The following is a 15,727-nucleotide window of genomic DNA, read 5'->3' as shown; positions in this document are numbered from 1 at the left end:
CCCGGCGGGCGTCGAGTTCCTCCCGTCCGACTACCGATAGATGGCTTCTGACAGTTTCGGTCGTCGAACCGGGTTCGACGACCGTAGGCTCCGCCTACCGTCGCGATACTCGCCGAATAACAAAATCCTCGTCCGTCTTCCCCTTATCGGGGAACGGTACGCCGATACTCGCGACGAGTCGCGCGAACTCGTCTCGACCACCGACCCCGATGTGGAGCCGAGCATGTCAGACGAACTTTCGGAGTGGGAAACCGTCTTCTGCTCGAACGGCTGGGTCGAAATCCGGAACCCGGAGCGTCTCGAGCAGTGGATAGCGACCGACTCGCCGACCGAGGTGCGGCGATGACGGTCGCCGGACCGGTCGTCCTCTGGCCGCTCCTGGTGGTGTTGGTGTGGGGGCTTCTCGTGGGCGCGGTGTGGTCGCTCCTCGTCGCTCACGGGCGACGAAACGGGGAGTAACGCACCGTCGAGGCGGGATTTCTGGACGTTCGAGCGGGGCGGTAGCTGACGACCGCCGACCGCCGAAACGTCGCGCTACAGTTTTCGTGCGGTCATCACCTCGTCCACGAACTCGTCGTCGACGAGGTAGTGGTCCGCCCGAACCGCCTCGGTCTCCCAGTCGTGTTCCTCCAGCAACTCGATGGCCGTCTCGTTCGTCGCCGGAACGCTCTGGTACACCTTCCGGTAGCCGGCGTCGCGCGCCCAGTCCATCGCCCGCTCCAACAGGTGACCCCCGACGCCGCGTTCCCGGTAGGGTTCCCGAACGCCGACCGTCAGTTCGGCGATGTGACGCAGTTTGTCGAGTTCCGGCGCGTCCACGTGAACCCAGCCGATAACCTCGCCGTCGTCCCGGCCCTCGTCGCCCCCTTCGTCCAGGGTCGCCACGTAGAACATCCGCGACCGGTGGTCGTTGTAGCGCAACAGCGCGCCCTCGTCGTCGATGTCCGCCGCGACGCGCTCCGCGGAGATGGACGCGCCCTCGTCGGCGACCTCCCGAATCACGGTTTCGATTCCCTCCCAGTCCGACTGGCGGGCGGGCCGGACTCGGTACGAGAGGTCGCCGTCCTCGTACGTTTCGGTCCCCTCGTCCAGCGCGAGGTGGAGCGTATCGTCGCGCTCCACGAGGTGTCCGGCGTCCACCATCTCGGAGACGTGCTCGCGGAACTTCTCCGGCGGGATGCGCGCCTTCGGTTCCGTCGTTCCCGAGCGCGCGGGTTTCGACCCGGTCGGCGAGTCGATTCGCACCGCGTCGCGGGCTTCCTCGACGGTGACGGCACCCCGCTGTTCGACCTGCTCGTAGATGCGTCGGTGAACGGTGTCTTCGAACTCGATGTCGGCGGGTGCTCCCATAGGAGGGTGTACCGACGCGCAGAAGGTTATTATTTTTCGCCTAATTCGGACCACTCTCGCCCGACTCACTTCTCCTCGACGTGGCGCACGTCCGCCGCTACGCCGCGCGTCGACTCCACCATCTCCGGGCCGGCCATCTCCGCGCGTCCGACGGCGAACGCCTTCGGCCCCTCGACGACCACCTCGTCGCCGACGCGGATGTCGTCGGACGCGTCCACGACGCCCGGCGCGAGGACGCTCCCGTGGGGCGCGAAGGCGTCTATCTCGACCCGCTTTTCCGGCGCGTCGCTCTCGACCCACCGGCGAGCGCCCGCAAGCGTGAACGAGAGCGTGCCGTACTGGGGCACCATCGCCGCGAGTTGTTCGCCTTCCGCGTCGTGTACCCGGAGTTTCGGGTAGCGACTCTGTATCGTGATGTCCGAGAAGAGGTCGTCGCCCGCCCCGTCCCCGAACTGGAAGTCCGCGATGGCCCGGACGGTGTTGTGCTGGCGCTCGCGCTTGCCGTACTTCAGTTCGCCCGAGAGTTCGCTAGCGAGGTTGCCGAGCGACTCGGTGCTCGTCGGGTGCCCCTCCACGGTGTACTCGAACGACAGGTCGAGCGCGTCCTCGACTCGTTCGCACACGTCGCGGTAGCCCTCGTCGGGAACGTGGGCGACGATCTTCGGGTACTCGTTTCGCTCCAGGTAGCGCCGCAGCACCTCGGCCACGAACCGCTTTTCGTCCTCGCTCCACCGCCCCGTCACCACCGAGTCGTAGTGTTGGGCCGGGTAGGTGAGTTCGAGTTCCTGAGGCACGACGCCGATGGGACTCGTCATCGACACCTTGTGCGCCTTGAACTGGACGGCGTCGTGGTACTGACCGTGGCTCTGGGACTCGCTGTAGGGTTTCTTCGCCGAGCAGGGGACGAGCACCAGCGGATTCCGGAACCGGTTGCGGTACCGCGTCGTCACCCGGTCGGCGAACCGCTGAATCTCGACCCGGCGCAGGGTGTCCTCCGTCGCGGCGGCGAGTTCCGCGTTTCGGACGATCGGCGTCCGCCGTTCGAGGTAGTCCCACTGCTGGTCGAACTCCCGGAACGCGGCGGTGAGCCACTGGTCGTGGCGGGCCTGCCCTTCGATGTAGTCCCGGAGTCGCCCGCCCCGGATTCGCTCGCGGACGACCGCCAACTCGGCCCGGAGCGCGGCGACGTTGTGGTCGACGCAGTGCTCTCGGGTGAACTCCTCCACCGGACGCCGACAGGCCGGGCAGGAACAGGGGAGTTCGCGCAGTTCGTCCGCGCGGTACTCCCCCTCGGTGGTCAGGTACTTCCCCTGCGTTCCTTTAACCACGGCCCGGTCCGCGTCCACGAGGTCGACCCCGGCGTAGACGAGCGTCGCCACGTTCCGCGGCGTGGCGACCCCGGAGAGCAGGAGCGCGCTGTCCGACGGAATCGCCTCGCGCGTCTCGATGATAGCGTCCTTGAACCCCGCGCCGTGGCCGACGAACCCGCGGGCCCCCGAGAGCACGTAGGCGTCGGTGCCGAAGTCGTCCGCCGTCTCCGGCGCGACCACCGCCGCGCTCGGGAACTCCACGTCCGGGTAGTCCACCGCGAACGACGCCATCACCTCCTCGTCGGTGCCGCTCGGGAAGGCGCGGTGGGGGAGGACGGTCAGCTTCGACTCGTCGCCCTCCGGCAGGTCGCGCTCCTCGAACCAGAGGCTCCCCGCGTCGGAGAGCACGTCGTCGCCGAGTCCGGGCGTCGTCACGGACTCGGCGAGGCGGAGTTCCCCGATGCGGGCCGCCCCGTCCCTGTCGTGAACCTCGAAGTAATCGGTCATACCCAAATCTCGGGGAAGCGGCTTGAACTATCTTGCGTAACTCCGCGAGTCGCGTCGTTCGAGCTATCGAAGCCGCGGACTACGGTTGGTCGCTCAAATCCACGGCACGAACCGACTCGGGCACCAGCGTCAGCGCCGAGGCGGGCCAGTCGTAGTGCGCCAGCGTGAACTCGCACGCCGGGTTCAGTTCGACCAGTCGCGCCACCCCGCGGGCGGCCGACTCGTATCCCGCGCCGTCCATGCGCTCGGGAATCTCGGCGGTGAGGGGGTAGGTCTCCGAGAGCGCGCGGGGGAACGGGCCGAAGGGTGGGACGACGCGCCACGACTCGTCGTAGTTCTTGCTCGGGTTGCCCTCCGTCAGGAGCACGCGCCCCTCGGGATTCAGCCGCGAGAGTCGCTCGCGGTGACGGAGCACTTCGGGTCTGGCGGCGCTCTCGCCGGAGAGGTAGAAGAACGTCCCCTTCGATGCGGGGTCCGCGCGTTCGAGTTGGGCGGCGTGCGCGCCGAGCGCGCGGTACCCGTCGAGCATCGCGGGGTGGGCGCGGGCGCGGTTCTCCACCAGTTCGAAGAGGTCGCCCGAGCGGATCGCCTGCTTGACTGTACGCATCTCCTCGAACGTGACGTGGAGGTTGTGCTCGGCGAGCAGTTCCTCTCGTTCCCGGTCGCCGAACCCTCGGAGTTCGTCGGGGTCGTAGTTCGCGCAGACGGGACACGAACAGGGGAAGTACTCGAGGTCGTCGAGGTGCTTCGTGCCGCGAACCGTCAGGTAGCGGTCGTCGCGGGCGTAGAGCGCGTAGGCCGCCGAGTCGAACAGGTCGCAACCCATGGCGACCGCCAGCGCGAACATCATCGGGTGGCCCGCGCCGAACAGGTGCACCGGGGCGTCCGCGCCCAAACCGCGCTTCGCGGCGGCGACCGCGTCCACCATGTCGCCGTACCGGTACTCGTTCATCAGCGGGACGACCGCGCCGACGGGGAACACGTCGAGCCCCGTGTCGTAGGCGTGGCGACCGGCCTCCTCGCGGAGGTCGGCGTAGGTCGACCCCTGAACCGGCGCGTTGACGAGCATGTCGCCGACGTCGACGGTCGCCGCGAGTTCGAGGCGCTCCTGCGTCGTTTCGAGTTCCGATTCGGCCTGCTCGCGGTCGACGTCGGGCGGCGTCGGGATGTCCACCGGCGTCCCGATGTCAGAACCGATATCGCGCTGGAACCGAAGAATCTCCTCGGTCGTCACGCTGATTTCGCCGTACTCGGCGAGTTGGAACGACCCGGAGTCGGTCATGATGGCCCCGCCGAAATCGAGGAGTTCGTGGAGGCCGCCGTCGAGCGCGTCGTCGCGGAAGTCCTCGCTCTTGTAGAGGATGTAGGAGTTCGTGATGAGAATTTCCGCGCCGAACTCGGATTCGAGCCGGGACGGTTCGACCGTCACCACGTGGGGGTTGACGACCGGCAGGAGGGCCGGCGTCTCGACGGTGACGCCGGCCCGCGGAACGGTGAGTTCCCCGATTCGACCCCCTCCGTCTTGCGCGCGAATCTCAAAGGCATCTCGGTCCATTACCGCGGCGTAACCGCGGCGGTGGCGTAAGGGTTCCGCTGTCAGGTCAGCGGAACGATCGACGACAGCACGAGGACGGTGATGATCCCCGTCACGGAGACGATGGTCGTCAGGACGGTCCACGTCTTCAGCGTCTCGGCCTGCGTCAAGCCGCCGATCTCCTTGACCAACCAGAAGCCGCTGTCGTTGTACCACGAGAAGATGTTTCCGCCCGCGCCGATGGCCATGACGAGGTACGCCGGATGCACCGTGAGCTGTCCCGTCAAGGGGGCGACGATGCCGGCCGTGGTGAGCATGGCGACCGTCGCCGACCCCTGCGCGACGCGCACCGCGGCGGCGATGACCCACGCGGTCACGAGCAAGCCGAGTCCGAGGTCCTTCAGCCCGCCCGAGATGTAGTTGCCGACGCCCGCCGCCGCCAACATCGCGCCGAACGCGCCGCCCGTCGCGGTGATGGCGGCGATGTTACCGCCGTTCTTCAGCGCCTCGGTGAGTTCGTCCGACCACTCGGGTTGGGAGATATCCCGCGTCCGCAGGAAGGTCAGCGCCGCGACGACCGCTGCCGCCGTCAGCGCGAAGGTCGAATCGCCGAGCAGCGACGTCGCGGGGGAGATTCCGTTCAGCATCGAGCGCGACACGGCGGACGTGAACCAGACCGGTAGATCCCCGTACGAGTCGCGCAGCGTCGTCGTCGCCGTGTTCGCCGCGACGAGGACGACCGCGAGCAGTATCGGAAGGAGCGACTCGAACAGCCCCGGAAGCGCGCTCGTCGGACGCTCCGAAAGCTCCTCCATCTCGTCGCCGGACGTGTCCATCGAGTCGCGCAACGGGATGTCCAGTCGCTTGTTGATCCAGTGGCCGTAGAAGATGCCCGCCACCAGCGCCGCCGGGAGGGCGACGGCGAGGCCGACGAGGATGGTCGTCCCGAGGTTGACGCCGATTTCGGCCGCGACGGCGAGCGGACCGGGGGTCGGCGGGACAAACACGTGCGTCGTCGCGCCGCCCGCGCCGACGACGACGATGAAGAGCGTGTAGTTCTTCCCGATACGGGTTCGCATCGAGCGCGCGAGCGGAGCCATGAGGTAGAAGACGTTGTCGAAGAACACCGGAATCGACAGCAGCGAACTGCTCCCCCAGAGGGCGTACTCGGCGTTATCGCGGCCGGTCAGCGACGTCGATGCGCGGACGATGCGGTTCGCCGCACCGCTGGCCATCATCGACTTTCCGATGACGGCCGCCATCAGAATCGGAATACCGATACCGGCCATCTCCTCGCCGAACGCGCTCGCTATCTTCACGGGAACCTTGCCCGCGGGAACTTGCGGTGCGACGAGACCGACGATCATCGCGGCTATCATGAGCCCGATGAACGCGGGTAGATCCCAATACACGAGTAAAATAACGACGGCGAGAACGCCGACGATGAACGCTACCAATGGACTGTGCGGATACGCCATACACTCCGAGGATAAATCACGACTCCCAATTATAATTTATGGTTATCAAGAGTTGTTTTATTATTATAAACTATATATTATGGTTTCGGGGGATCAGGTTCCCGGAGTGGAAAAACGCTATTCGGTAGCGTCACCGGCGGTTCGACCGAAGGCGTCGTAGTAGAGCACGCCGAGCGCGGTTCGCCCGTCGAACACTCCGTCGGCCGCGATCTCCTCGCGGAGCGCGTCCAACGTGGACGTCTCAGGGCGGATGCTCTCGTTGTGGTCGAGTTCCTGTTCGGCCGTCGGCGCGCAGCCGTGAGCCACGAAGTAGTGGAGCACGGAGTTCGCGATTCCGTTCGCCGGTTCGACGGTGGTGAGGTGCGCCACCCGGTTCGCCTCGTAGCCCGTCTCCTCCGCGAGTTCTCGGCGGGCCGCGGCGGCGAGGTCCTCGTCTTCGGGTTCGACGCCGCCGACCGGGAGGCCCCGCGAGACGCGCGAGACCGCCTGTCGCCACTCCTCGATGACGACCACGTCGCCGTCATCGGTGAAGGGGAGCACGACCACGCTCTCGGGTTCCGCGAGGTAATCGAAGTCCGTCTCCGTCCCGTCGGGCAGGCGAACGTCCTCGTGGCGCACGTCGAAGCCGGGACAGGTGTACGCCACGTCCGAACCGAGCGTCTCCCACGCGAGGGGGTCGTCTTCGTCGGGCATACACGGGTCTTCTCGGGGACGGGAATAGACGCTCCGGTCTTCGGCGACGGGATAGGCGAACCCTGCACCGACGACGATTTCGGGAAAGCCGACGTTTCCTGTCGACGAGCACGAAAACGGTTGTCGTGATTTATCGCCCGGACCGTCGAATTCACAACAATTCAACTATGCGACCGAATCGCGTCAGTCGACGGAGCCTCCTCGCAGCGACGGCGGGGATGGTCGGTGTCGGGGGGATCCGAACCGAGGGGAAACGAGGGACGAACCACGTCGTCGTCTTCGGCGGCAGTCCCGACACCATCATCGAATACGGCCTCACGGTGAGCGGACGCCTGCGAAAGAGCGGACGTAGCGGCGGCGCGCCCATCGCCGACCGGCACGTCACCGAGGACGACGAAGACCGGATTTCGGGCGGGGGGACCCACGCGAGCGGCGCGGTCGCCGGCGGCGGCGACGCCTACCGATACACAGGTCGTATCGTTCGATTCCGAGTTTCGCCGTCCTCCGGGCGGGCGGGCGAACTCAACGTCTATCGCAACGGTCGCCGGGTTCGTCCGGACGAACTCGGCGACAACCCCGCCGCGGAAACGCCCATCGAGTTCGTGAACTGCGACACGGCGCGGGTGACCGGGAACTTCCGGAGCGTCCGGATGCACACGAGTTTCTGGGACGAGTCCGGTCTCGGGACGAACGTCCTGTTCCAAGGCCCCGTCAGCGGAACGACCACCATCCACCCGGCGGCGGCGCACGACCACTATCCCTTCGCCATCGACACTCTGAGCGTCGACACCCGGGAGCTTCGGACGCCGGGACAGCCCGCGAAGTTCACGGCGGACAACCCCTACGCCGGTCCGTGGTGTCGGGAGCGAGGACTGCCGAACCACCTCGTCGTCTTCGGCGGGAGTCCGCGGAACGTCGTGCAATACCGGTTCGCCGTGAGCGGGAAAGTGCGAAAGAGCGGGCGAAGCGGCGGCGCGCCCATCGCCGACCGGCACGTCACCAAGGACGACGAGGATACCATCACCGGCAAGCGCGTCCGCGGCGCGGTCGCGGGCGGCGGCGACGCCTATCGTTTCTCCGGCGAACTGAGGCGATTCCGAATGGACGGGGACGCGACCGTCTACCTCAACGGGCGGGAGATAAAGCCGGACGGCGGAGGAGGGGACGGCGGCGACGGGGAAGAACCGACGAGGCGAATCGAGTTCCTCGACTGCGACCGGGCGCGGGTGACCGGCGCGTTCGAGCGAGTAGCGATCAGCACGACGTGGTACGCCTCGGACGGGGTTGCGACCTCCTACAACGAAATCGGCCCCGTGAGCGGGCGGACTCGAATCGACGAGTCGAACGTGGGCGACGTGGCCGGAGTTTCGGGGTTCGTCATCACGGACGTCGCCGCCTTCGAATCGGGTGCCGCGGAGCCGACGATTTCGAAGCGCAATCCGAATCTGAAAGCCTGCCTTCGGCGGGTTCGCCCGGAAAAGGTGTCGGCGTCCGCGGAGGGCTGTACCGCGACCGACGACGGGGGTACCGTAACCTTCGTCTACCGAAATCCGAACGACGAGGCGCTCCTCGTCCGGAGCGAACTCGTCGGCGCGAGTTCGACCGCGCCGCCAGACGAGCTACGACCGGGGCGACACAGCTTCACGGCGCGCTGGAATCCGACGAGTCCCGACGAACGACTCCGCTGGCGACTCGATATGCGCCCGTTCGGCTACGAGAATCAGATAACCGCGACCGGCCCGACCGCCGCCGAGTGCGGGGTGACGACCGGCGCGGAGACGACCGGCCAAACGACCGACCGAACGACGGAGGCGACGGCGGAGGGGACGACCGAACGCTCGGAGCCGACGACGGACTCGGCCGGGACGACCGCGGAACCGGCGACCGAGGAATCGGAGCCGAGCGGGAATCCCGAATCGACGACCGAGGACGTCCCCGCGACGACCGAGACGCCCTCGGAGACGACCTGAGTCGGCGTCGGGCGGGGGAGCGAAAGAACGCGCGGAGAGAGCGGGAGGAGAAGGCGAGGGGACCGAAAATCGAGTCAGTCGTTCAGTTCTCCTGACAGGCCATCAACCGATTTCCGTCGGGGTCCTCGAAGGTCACGAACGTGACGCTCCCGACGTTCTCCGGCCCCATCACGACGGGGATATCCCGCTCTTCGAGGAACTCGTGGGTCGCCTCGACGTCGTCCGTCCAGAAGTAACACAGCGATTGCGAGGAGTTCTCGACGGGTCGGTTGGCGTCGAGAACGAGTCCCGCGTCGCCTTCCATCTCCACGTCGTAAATCGTTCCCTCGTGACTCGCCTCGGTCCCGTCCGTCGGCAGGTCGAAGAGGTCGGAGTACCACTCTATCGCCCGCGGCACGTCCGAGACGGGGACGAACACGGTTCCGATTCGGTTCTCTATCGGCGATTTCGACATCGTCCGTCGATTCGCAGGGCGGTGACATAACTGTGCGCGAAGCGGAGGGTGAAAGTGAAATCGGGCGCGGGAGGGCGGTCGAATCCGTCGGGCGGCCGCGGTCGGTTTCCGGTTGCGCCTACCTCGTCAGGACGAGGATTCCGACGCCGAGGAGGAGGAGGCTCGCCCCGACCCAGTGGGGGTTCAGCGCGCGAGTTCCGTGAACGGCGTCGTGGATGTGGAGGAGGTAGTGGTCGACGATTCCGTCGAAGACGTTGAACGCGCCCGCGCCGACGAGAAGGCTGCCGACCAACCGCACCGTCGAGTGCGGTCGGTCGGAGCGATTGAGCGCTCGCCAGATGATTCCCCCGCCGAGAACCATCACGCCGAGCGTGGCGAGCGAGAAGATTCCGTCGAAGTACACGTTCGTCCGCAGACCGGCGACGGTCGAGGGCGGATAGATTGACGACAACAGGTGGTGCCACTGGAGTATCATGTGGAACACGACGACGTCGAGGAGCGCCCCGAATCCGAAGCCGAGTATCCCGCCGCCGACCAGAACGGTGGTTCGGCGCTCGCTTTCGGAGGCCATACGCGAAACAGGAGGCTCGGAACGAAAATAGCCGCGGCCGACGTGCGACGCCGCTCGACCCGCTCAGAGCGAAACCCGCGAGAGGTCCGCCTCCAGGTCGTCGACGTGCTCGTTGAACGCTTCCACGAATCGACCGAACTCCGGCGCGAGTTCGCGGAGGTCCGGCGCCGACGGCGGCTCGTACTGCGAGACGAGGTACGTACCGCCCCGCCCGCCGACGCGGAGGTAGGACGCCCTGCCCTCCTCCCACTTTAACTCCCACCGCGTTCCGTCCACTCGCGCCGAGAACGTCCCGTAGTCGACGCCCTCGTAGCGGTGGAGCTCGCCCGATATCGCGTCGGCGACCTCGCGGATGCGTCCGACCACGCGGTCGCGCTCGGCGACGACCGAATCGGTGGAGGCGACGGCGGGGAACTCGGTGGGGACGTCGTCCAACACGCCCGCTTTCGATTCGACGTGTCGGTTGTACGCCTTCACGAACGCCTCGTAGTCCCGCATCGCGGCGGCGAGTTCGTCCGGTTCCGGCGGCTGTTTGGACGAGACGACGTACGTTTCGCCGCCCGTTTTTCCTTCGAACCGAAGATACTGGATATCTCCGGCCTCGTACTTGAGCGTCCACTCCCCGGCGTCCGTCCGAAACGTCGATTGGCCGTAGTCCCCGCCCTGCAAGAGCGCGAGTTCGCGCGCTATCCGCCCCGTGTGGTCCGTGACCGCCGCGACGACCTCGTCTCGGTGCTCGGCGACGCTGGCGGTCTCGGAGACGTCGAATTCGATACCCTCGGTCATTCTCCGTCGCTAGGGTCGTCACAGGGATAACGGTAGTGACTCGGGGCGGGAAGCGACGCGGGCCGGATTTCTCGCCGAGCGACCGGGAAGTACGATCGGGAGTCGTCGTCGGGTCGACCACCGTCTTCCGCCTCTCCGTCGCGGTCACGCGGTTCGCGTCCGGTGGCGAACCGTCGCCGATCGATTTCCTGTCGGGAGTCTCGTCGCTGCTCCCCATCGTCATCGCCACCGGGAATCTGCCGTAGCGATAACGGCGAGACGAAATCGACGGCGCGGTGAATCCGCCGCCGGCGTTCGAGCGACGGCACCGGAGACACGTCCCGCTCGTCGGCGGGTGCCGACAGCGGGTATAGTCGCGGGACGAACCGTCGAAACCGGAACGGTTACCGTGCGAAAAAACGACAGGTACGTCCATGCCGCCCGACGAGAGACCCATCGCGGAGGACGCCTACGATGCGCTATCCGGAACCTACGGGGCGCACGAGGACGGCGCGTACTGTGCGGACTTGGAGTTCCCCGCGATGACGGAACTCGTGCCGGACGTGGACGGAAAACGAATCCTCGACGCGGGCTGCGGCTGCGGTCGGTACGCGGAGTGGTTGCTCGACCGAGGGGCGGAGGTCGTCGCCGTCGACGCGAGCGAGGGGATGGTCGAACGGGCGGCGAAGCGGGTCGGCGATCGGGCGGAGGTTCGTCGAGCCGATATGGAAGCGTCGCTCGACTTCGCGAACGACGACGAGTTCGACGGCGTCGTCTGCGGTCTTTCGCTCCACTACGCGGAGGATTGGCGGCGAGTTTTCGCGGAGTTCGCTCGCGTCCTCCGACCGCGCGGGTTCCTCGCGTTTTCGACCCACCATCCGCTGGACGACTACGTCGTTTTCGAGGACGTGAACTACTTCGACGTGGAGCGAGAGCACATGACGTGGTCGGTCTCCGGCGAGTCGGTCGACGTCCCGTTCTACCGCCGACCGCTCTCGGAAATCGTCAACCCGCTCGTCGAAACCGGGTTTCGACTGGACGAGCTGGTTGAGCCCACGCCCACGGAGGGGTTCGCGGAGAAAAAGCCGGAGTCGTACGAGAAGCGACTGCGACGACCGACGTTTCTGTGCGCTCGAGCGACGAGACGGTGATTCGGCGCGAACTCCGCCGTCCGTCTTCGAATCGCGTCACTGGTATCGCTCTCGCTCGGCGTCGAAGTCGTCGCGGGCAGAAATGGGCCGGCGCAGATTCGAACTGCGGTTACGGCCACCCGAAGGCCGAAGGATACCAAGCTACCCCACCGGCCCGCAAGTCGAACATGGCGACACCTGCCTTTAACGGTTCCGGAACTGCGGCGTCAGTAGTCGGCGTACCCCCGCGTGTCCAGATAGTTGTGCGCCACCGTCATCGCGTGGTTTCCGTGGAGGAGCCTCGGTCCCAATCGAACGCGCTCGTCCGCCGCCTCGGCCAGCAGGTCGGCCTCGCTCTCGGTGAAATCGCCGTGGTCGGAGAGGACGAAGAGCGGGTTTTCGGGAGGTTCGACATCGACCACGGGCGTTCCGTCCTCGTGGAGTTCAACCGCGGTCGCGTCCGCGCCCGCGTCGGCCAACACCGCTTCGAAATCGCGCTTCGAGACGTGAACGCCGGGCGTGCTTTCCGCTTCCATGTGGCCGATGGCCTCCGATTTGGCTTCGAGGGCCTTCCGAATCAGGGCGGCCGTGCTTCGCTCGTCGGGGTTGAGCCTGCGGAGTTCGCTCCCCTCGAACCGGATCGTCACCTCGTCCCCCAAGACGAGAAAGAGGCGAACGTCGCTCCGGAAGTCGTGCGAGAGGAAGAAGGCGCTGTTGACGCACCGACAGAGGGCGTCGAGTCGGCCCGCCCCGCCCGCGAGGTCGTCGAGCGAGAAGTCGGGGGTCGTCGGCGCCTCGTGTCCGAGGACGATGAACTGTCGCATACTCGGCGGGTCGCGGCGGGCGCGTAAGTCGCTTTCTTCTGACCGCCCCAGTTCTTATCCGACTTCCGTGCGTTGATTCGATGGGTCGGCGACGCCGACGAGAGAGCGAGGAGAACCACGATGTCCGAAGGAAAATATTCACGACGTGCCTTCCTCGCGGGTGTCGGTGGCGTGTTCGGCACCGCCCTCGCGTCGAAGGCGACGGTGGCACAGGAGCAAGCGCAGAAACGAACGACCAGGCAGATGCTCGTCCCGAAGTCCCAACCCTTCGCGGGAAACTACGTCGGACAGTTCGTCATCGTGGCGGACGCCAAGAAAAAGCAGGTCAGCCCCGACGTGGTTTCGAACTGCCAGTTTCCGAACTGGAAACCGAAGAACACGCGGGCGTACGACGCTACGCTCGTCGACCGGTTGAGCGACTCGCCGCAATCCGTTCGGACCGAGATATTCATGAACGGGACGAAACGGATGATTCGAACCGGCCAGCCGTTCATCATCGGCAACGCCGTCTCGTGCTCGAACGAGTACGTCGGTCTCGAAGCGCAGTCGGTTCCCCCCTTCGCCGCCGACGGCGAGTCGATGGGGCCGACGGTGCCGGGGACGAACGAGGGAAGCGACGAGACGACGAATCAGTCCGGGCAGTCGGGATTCGGCGCGCTCGCCGCCGCCGCGGGAATCGGCGGCGGCGGACTACTGCGCGCGATTCGCTCGGAGTAATTACTCCTCTCCCTCGCCGAAGTGCTCGTACGCCCACCCAGCCGTCGCTGAGAGGCGTTTCAGGTACGCGATGAGAAAGAGCAGGACGACCTCGTGTTGCGCCAACGACGCCGCCTCGGTCACGCGCTTGTAGAATCGAATCGGATGCGGCGGTAGGTAGTTTCGCGGGTTCAGCACGCTCGGTTTCTCGACGCGCTCGGGGTGGTATCGCTGCATCTGCGCCCGACCGCGCCCCAGTCTGAAGTGTTTCTTCAGGAGCGACGGGAGCGACGACCGGGCGGGATGGTACATCGTGATGGCGGGCTGGTAGTGCTGGTCGAAACCCGCGTCGTACACTCGATTGCCGAACTCCTGATCTTCGCCGGAGAAGAGACGCTCGTCGAAATCGCCCACTTCGTCGAACACCTCGCGCCGAACCACGAGACAGCCGGTTCCGGAGAACTGCTGTTCTTCGATGTACTTTCGAATCGGAAACCCGAATATCTGGTTGTACTTGGCGGTGAGCGTGTCCTTGCCTTCTTCGATGTATATCTCGACGTCGCAGCCCATGTAGTCCCAGTCGTTGGTCTCCATCGACGCGACGGCGTCTTCGAGCCACGTCTCCTCGACGGTCATGTCCGCGTCGATGAACGCCAACAGCGAGCCGTTCGCGTCGCATATCGCTTCGTTCCGCGCGGCCGCGGGTCCCTGCACCTCGTCTTCGACCAGCAGTTTCACGAGGTCGGGGAACCGGTCGCAGTACTTCCGGATGACGTCCCGGGTGTTGTCGGTCGAACCGTTGTCGACGACGAGTACCTCGTACGCCTCGTGCGGATACGTCTGGTCCGTGACAGCATCGAGAGTCATCCGAATGCCTCTGGGGTCGTTGTAGACCGGAATGATGACAGAGACAAACGACCGCTCGGAAGCCATATCGTCACACTGTTCTAGCACGCTTATAGCCCCTTCGATTCCGCAGACGCCGCTTCTATGGCGCGTAGAGCGCACGTCCGTAGCGTCCGCCCCGTTCGACGCGGAACGCCCGCAGAACTGTCACGTTCCTGTCGTTCGTCGTCGGTACATCGTTCGTCGGTTCTTCTGTCTAGTCTTCGTATCATCTGAGGCGCCATCGCAACGCGATCGCTCGTTACCGCCCGGTTTCCGGGAGAGTCGTGGCCGATGCTACTCCGGAACCACGAATAAAAATTATGGTAGGAGCGGTGGTCAGCGAACTATCGTCGCACCTTCTTCGACCCTTCCGCTCACTGACACTCCCGGGCCGATGCGCGCCTCCGGGCCGACGAGCGTCCCCGGGACGAAACTCACGTTCCCTCCGACCCGAACGCGGTCCGCCAGCAGCGCGCCGAGCTGCTGCTCTTCGAAGATCGAACCGTTCACGCGCACGTCGCCGGGACCGCCCGGAATCGCGGTGCCGGGGCCGAGCGAGACGCTCTGGCCGGTGACGCAGTCGACGAGCGTGGCGGACGCGCCGACCCGGGTGTCGCTGTCGAGGACGGTTCGCTCGACCACCGCGTTCGAACCGACGGTCACCCCCTGTCCCAGCGTGGCGTAGGGACCGACGACCGCTCCGGGGTGGACGTCGCAGTCCGACCCGACGACGACGGGCGGTTGGAGCACCGCCGAATCGTGGACGCGGGCGGAGTCCGCGACCCAGAGTCGGTCGTCGCGCTGGGGTTCCGAGACTCGACCGCGGACGAGCAGTTCGTGAGCCACGTCGAGCAAGTCCCACGGGTAGGTCGCGTCCACCCAGAGGCCGTCCGTGACGATGCCCCGGACCGCGGCGTCGGTGGCGAGGAGTCGAGCGAGCGTGTCGGTCAACGCCAGTTCGCCCGCCGCGCTCGGGGTCGACTCGACGGCGTCGAAGATGCGCTCGTCGAAGGCGTAGACGCCCGCGTTGAGCAGGCGGTACTCGTCGGACGCGGGTTTCTCCACGATTTCGCGCACGCGGTCGCCGTCCATCACGACCGCGCCGTACTCCCCCACGTCTGCGCGTTCGATGACGGCCAACGCCGCGGCGGGGCGGTCGCGGTTCGTCGCGCCCCCGCCGAACGCCTCGCGCACGTCCGCGACCATCTCGGCCTCGATTATCTGGTCGCCGTTGACGACGAGGAACGCGTCGTCCACGTCGTCGCGGACAGCGAGCAGGGCGTGTCCGCTTCCGAGTTGTTTGTTCTGTTCGGCGTAGGAGACGGTCACCCCGCGGTAGTTCGAGCCGAAGTGGTCGCGCACCCGGTCGCCCCGATACCCGACGACGAGGTGGATTCGGTCGATGCCCGCGTCGACGAGCGCGTCGAGGACGTACTCGAGGATGGGACGCGTCGTCGCGGGAAGCATCGGTTTCGGGCGATTACGGGTGAGCGGACGGAGTCGCGTTCCCTCACCGGCGGCCAACACGACAGCGGAACTGACGGTCATGGAGTCTCT

The 15,727-nt window shown here is 66.3% G+C and carries 16 protein-coding genes and 1 tRNA gene; 5 read left to right on the top strand and 12 right to left on the bottom strand.

The features are described 5' to 3' along the window. Positions 1-223: 223 nt before the first annotated feature. Positions 224-346 carry a hypothetical protein gene (locus tag LIX00_RS25975; RefSeq protein ID WP_255679291.1) on the top strand — a complete coding sequence of 41 codons (123 nt, stop codon included), beginning with the start codon at positions 224-226 and terminating at the stop codon, positions 344-346. A 188-nt stretch (positions 347-534) separates the two neighbouring features. On the opposite strand, the gene LIX00_RS13210 is transcribed toward LIX00_RS25975, so the two are convergent. The 5 genes from LIX00_RS13210 to LIX00_RS13190 form a co-directional block, all read right to left on the bottom strand. Continuing rightward, the gene (locus LIX00_RS13210; RefSeq protein WP_227353654.1) at positions 535-1,350 is read right to left on the bottom strand and encodes a GNAT family N-acetyltransferase; all 816 of its coding nucleotides are present in this window, start codon (positions 1,348-1,350) and stop codon (positions 535-537) included. A 65-nt stretch (positions 1,351-1,415) separates the two neighbouring features. Further along, entirely contained in the window at positions 1,416-3,167 is a 1,752-nt protein-coding gene (arcS, locus tag LIX00_RS13205) for an archaeosine synthase subunit alpha (protein ID WP_227353653.1), read from the bottom strand. Between the two features lie 79 nt (positions 3,168-3,246). Further along, positions 3,247-4,722, bottom strand: coding sequence for a tRNA guanosine(15) transglycosylase TgtA (gene tgtA / locus LIX00_RS13200; RefSeq protein WP_227353652.1), 1,476 nt, complete (start codon positions 4,720-4,722; stop codon positions 3,247-3,249). A gap of 41 nt (positions 4,723-4,763) precedes the next feature. After that, complete coding sequence (locus LIX00_RS13195) at positions 4,764-6,179, bottom strand: GntP family permease (RefSeq protein WP_227353651.1); 1,416 nt, start codon at positions 6,177-6,179, stop codon at positions 4,764-4,766. A 117-nt stretch (positions 6,180-6,296) separates the two neighbouring features. Then, positions 6,297-6,872 carry an NUDIX domain-containing protein gene (locus LIX00_RS13190; RefSeq protein WP_227353650.1) on the bottom strand — a complete coding sequence of 192 codons (576 nt, stop codon included), beginning with the start codon at positions 6,870-6,872 and terminating at the stop codon, positions 6,297-6,299. A gap of 167 nt (positions 6,873-7,039) precedes the next feature. On the opposite strand from LIX00_RS13190, the gene LIX00_RS13185 reads away from it, so the two are divergent. Next, positions 7,040-8,842, top strand: coding sequence for a hypothetical protein (locus LIX00_RS13185; protein WP_227353649.1), 1,803 nt, complete (start codon positions 7,040-7,042; stop codon positions 8,840-8,842). Positions 8,843-8,924: 82 nt separating this feature from the next. On the opposite strand, the gene LIX00_RS13180 is transcribed toward LIX00_RS13185, so the two are convergent. The 3 genes from LIX00_RS13180 to LIX00_RS13170 form a co-directional block, all read right to left on the bottom strand. Then, a complete protein-coding gene (locus tag LIX00_RS13180) occupies positions 8,925-9,296 on the bottom strand; it encodes a VOC family protein (RefSeq protein ID WP_227353648.1) in 372 nt (123 codons plus the stop codon). 118 nt (positions 9,297-9,414) lie between these two features. Next, positions 9,415-9,867 carry a DUF2243 domain-containing protein gene (locus LIX00_RS13175; protein ID WP_227353647.1) on the bottom strand — a complete coding sequence of 151 codons (453 nt, stop codon included), beginning with the start codon at positions 9,865-9,867 and terminating at the stop codon, positions 9,415-9,417. A gap of 63 nt (positions 9,868-9,930) precedes the next feature. Then, positions 9,931-10,653, bottom strand: a complete 723-nt coding sequence (locus tag LIX00_RS13170) for a profilin-fold protein (protein WP_227353646.1) — start codon at positions 10,651-10,653, stop codon at positions 9,931-9,933. Positions 10,654-10,688: 35 nt separating this feature from the next. Here LIX00_RS13170 and LIX00_RS13165 point away from each other — a divergent pair, with 35 nt between their 5' ends. Both LIX00_RS13165 and LIX00_RS13160 read left to right on the top strand, forming a co-directional pair. Further along, the gene (locus LIX00_RS13165) at positions 10,689-10,898 is read left to right on the top strand and encodes a hypothetical protein (RefSeq protein WP_227353645.1); all 210 of its coding nucleotides are present in this window, start codon (positions 10,689-10,691) and stop codon (positions 10,896-10,898) included. Positions 10,899-11,066: 168 nt separating this feature from the next. Further along, a complete protein-coding gene (locus LIX00_RS13160; RefSeq protein WP_227353644.1) occupies positions 11,067-11,783 on the top strand; it encodes a class I SAM-dependent methyltransferase in 717 nt (238 codons plus the stop codon). 83 nt (positions 11,784-11,866) lie between these two features. Here the strand turns inward: LIX00_RS13160 and LIX00_RS13155 are convergent. Beyond that, positions 11,867-11,939, bottom strand: a tRNA-Pro gene (locus LIX00_RS13155). Positions 11,940-11,989: 50 nt separating this feature from the next. Continuing rightward, positions 11,990-12,586, bottom strand: a complete 597-nt coding sequence (gene trmY / locus LIX00_RS13150) for a tRNA (pseudouridine(54)-N(1))-methyltransferase TrmY (protein WP_227353643.1) — start codon at positions 12,584-12,586, stop codon at positions 11,990-11,992. A gap of 120 nt (positions 12,587-12,706) precedes the next feature. Here trmY and LIX00_RS13145 point away from each other — a divergent pair, with 120 nt between their 5' ends. Next, positions 12,707-13,303 carry a hypothetical protein gene (locus LIX00_RS13145; RefSeq protein WP_227353642.1) on the top strand — a complete coding sequence of 199 codons (597 nt, stop codon included), beginning with the start codon at positions 12,707-12,709 and terminating at the stop codon, positions 13,301-13,303. Here LIX00_RS13145 and LIX00_RS13140 read toward each other — a convergent pair whose 3' ends face one another. Next, positions 13,304-14,215 carry a glycosyltransferase family 2 protein gene (locus tag LIX00_RS13140; RefSeq protein ID WP_227353641.1) on the bottom strand — a complete coding sequence of 304 codons (912 nt, stop codon included), beginning with the start codon at positions 14,213-14,215 and terminating at the stop codon, positions 13,304-13,306. A gap of 291 nt (positions 14,216-14,506) precedes the next feature. Next, a complete protein-coding gene (gene glmU / locus LIX00_RS13135; RefSeq protein WP_227353640.1) occupies positions 14,507-15,718 on the bottom strand; it encodes a bifunctional sugar-1-phosphate nucleotidylyltransferase/acetyltransferase in 1,212 nt (403 codons plus the stop codon). Positions 15,719-15,727: the final 9 nt, after the last annotated feature.

The sequence above is a fragment of the Haladaptatus salinisoli genome, from assembly GCF_020614375.1.
Taxonomy (GTDB): domain Archaea; phylum Halobacteriota; class Halobacteria; order Halobacteriales; family Haladaptataceae; genus Haladaptatus; species Haladaptatus salinisoli.
Note: the sequence above shows the minus strand (reverse complement) of the source record. Positions and strands in the feature narration are given on the sequence as shown.

What these genes read in the sequence shown, in the direction of transcription:
- LIX00_RS25975 (WP_255679291.1), top strand. Translation starts at nt 224, where the DNA reads ATGTCAGACGAACTTTCGGAGTGGGAAACCGTCTTCTGCTCGAACGGC.
- LIX00_RS13210 (WP_227353654.1), bottom strand. Translation starts at nt 1,350, where the DNA reads ATGGGAGCACCCGCCGACATCGAGTTCGAAGACACCGTTCACCGACGC.
- arcS (WP_227353653.1), bottom strand. Translation starts at nt 3,167, where the DNA reads ATGACCGATTACTTCGAGGTTCACGACAGGGACGGGGCGGCCCGCATC.
- tgtA (WP_227353652.1), bottom strand. Translation starts at nt 4,722, where the DNA reads ATGGACCGAGATGCCTTTGAGATTCGCGCGCAAGACGGAGGGGGTCGA.
- LIX00_RS13195 (WP_227353651.1), bottom strand. Translation starts at nt 6,179, where the DNA reads ATGGCGTATCCGCACAGTCCATTGGTAGCGTTCATCGTCGGCGTTCTC.
- LIX00_RS13190 (WP_227353650.1), bottom strand. Translation starts at nt 6,872, where the DNA reads ATGCCCGACGAAGACGACCCCCTCGCGTGGGAGACGCTCGGTTCGGAC.
- LIX00_RS13185 (WP_227353649.1), top strand. Translation starts at nt 7,040, where the DNA reads ATGCGACCGAATCGCGTCAGTCGACGGAGCCTCCTCGCAGCGACGGCG.
- LIX00_RS13180 (WP_227353648.1), bottom strand. Translation starts at nt 9,296, where the DNA reads ATGTCGAAATCGCCGATAGAGAACCGAATCGGAACCGTGTTCGTCCCC.
- LIX00_RS13175 (WP_227353647.1), bottom strand. Translation starts at nt 9,867, where the DNA reads ATGGCCTCCGAAAGCGAGCGCCGAACCACCGTTCTGGTCGGCGGCGGG.
- LIX00_RS13170 (WP_227353646.1), bottom strand. Translation starts at nt 10,653, where the DNA reads ATGACCGAGGGTATCGAATTCGACGTCTCCGAGACCGCCAGCGTCGCC.
- LIX00_RS13160 (WP_227353644.1), top strand. Translation starts at nt 11,067, where the DNA reads ATGCCGCCCGACGAGAGACCCATCGCGGAGGACGCCTACGATGCGCTA.
- trmY (WP_227353643.1), bottom strand. Translation starts at nt 12,586, where the DNA reads ATGCGACAGTTCATCGTCCTCGGACACGAGGCGCCGACGACCCCCGAC.
- LIX00_RS13145 (WP_227353642.1), top strand. Translation starts at nt 12,707, where the DNA reads ATGTCCGAAGGAAAATATTCACGACGTGCCTTCCTCGCGGGTGTCGGT.
- LIX00_RS13140 (WP_227353641.1), bottom strand. Translation starts at nt 14,215, where the DNA reads ATGGCTTCCGAGCGGTCGTTTGTCTCTGTCATCATTCCGGTCTACAAC.
- glmU (WP_227353640.1), bottom strand. Translation starts at nt 15,718, where the DNA reads ATGACCGTCAGTTCCGCTGTCGTGTTGGCCGCCGGTGAGGGAACGCGA.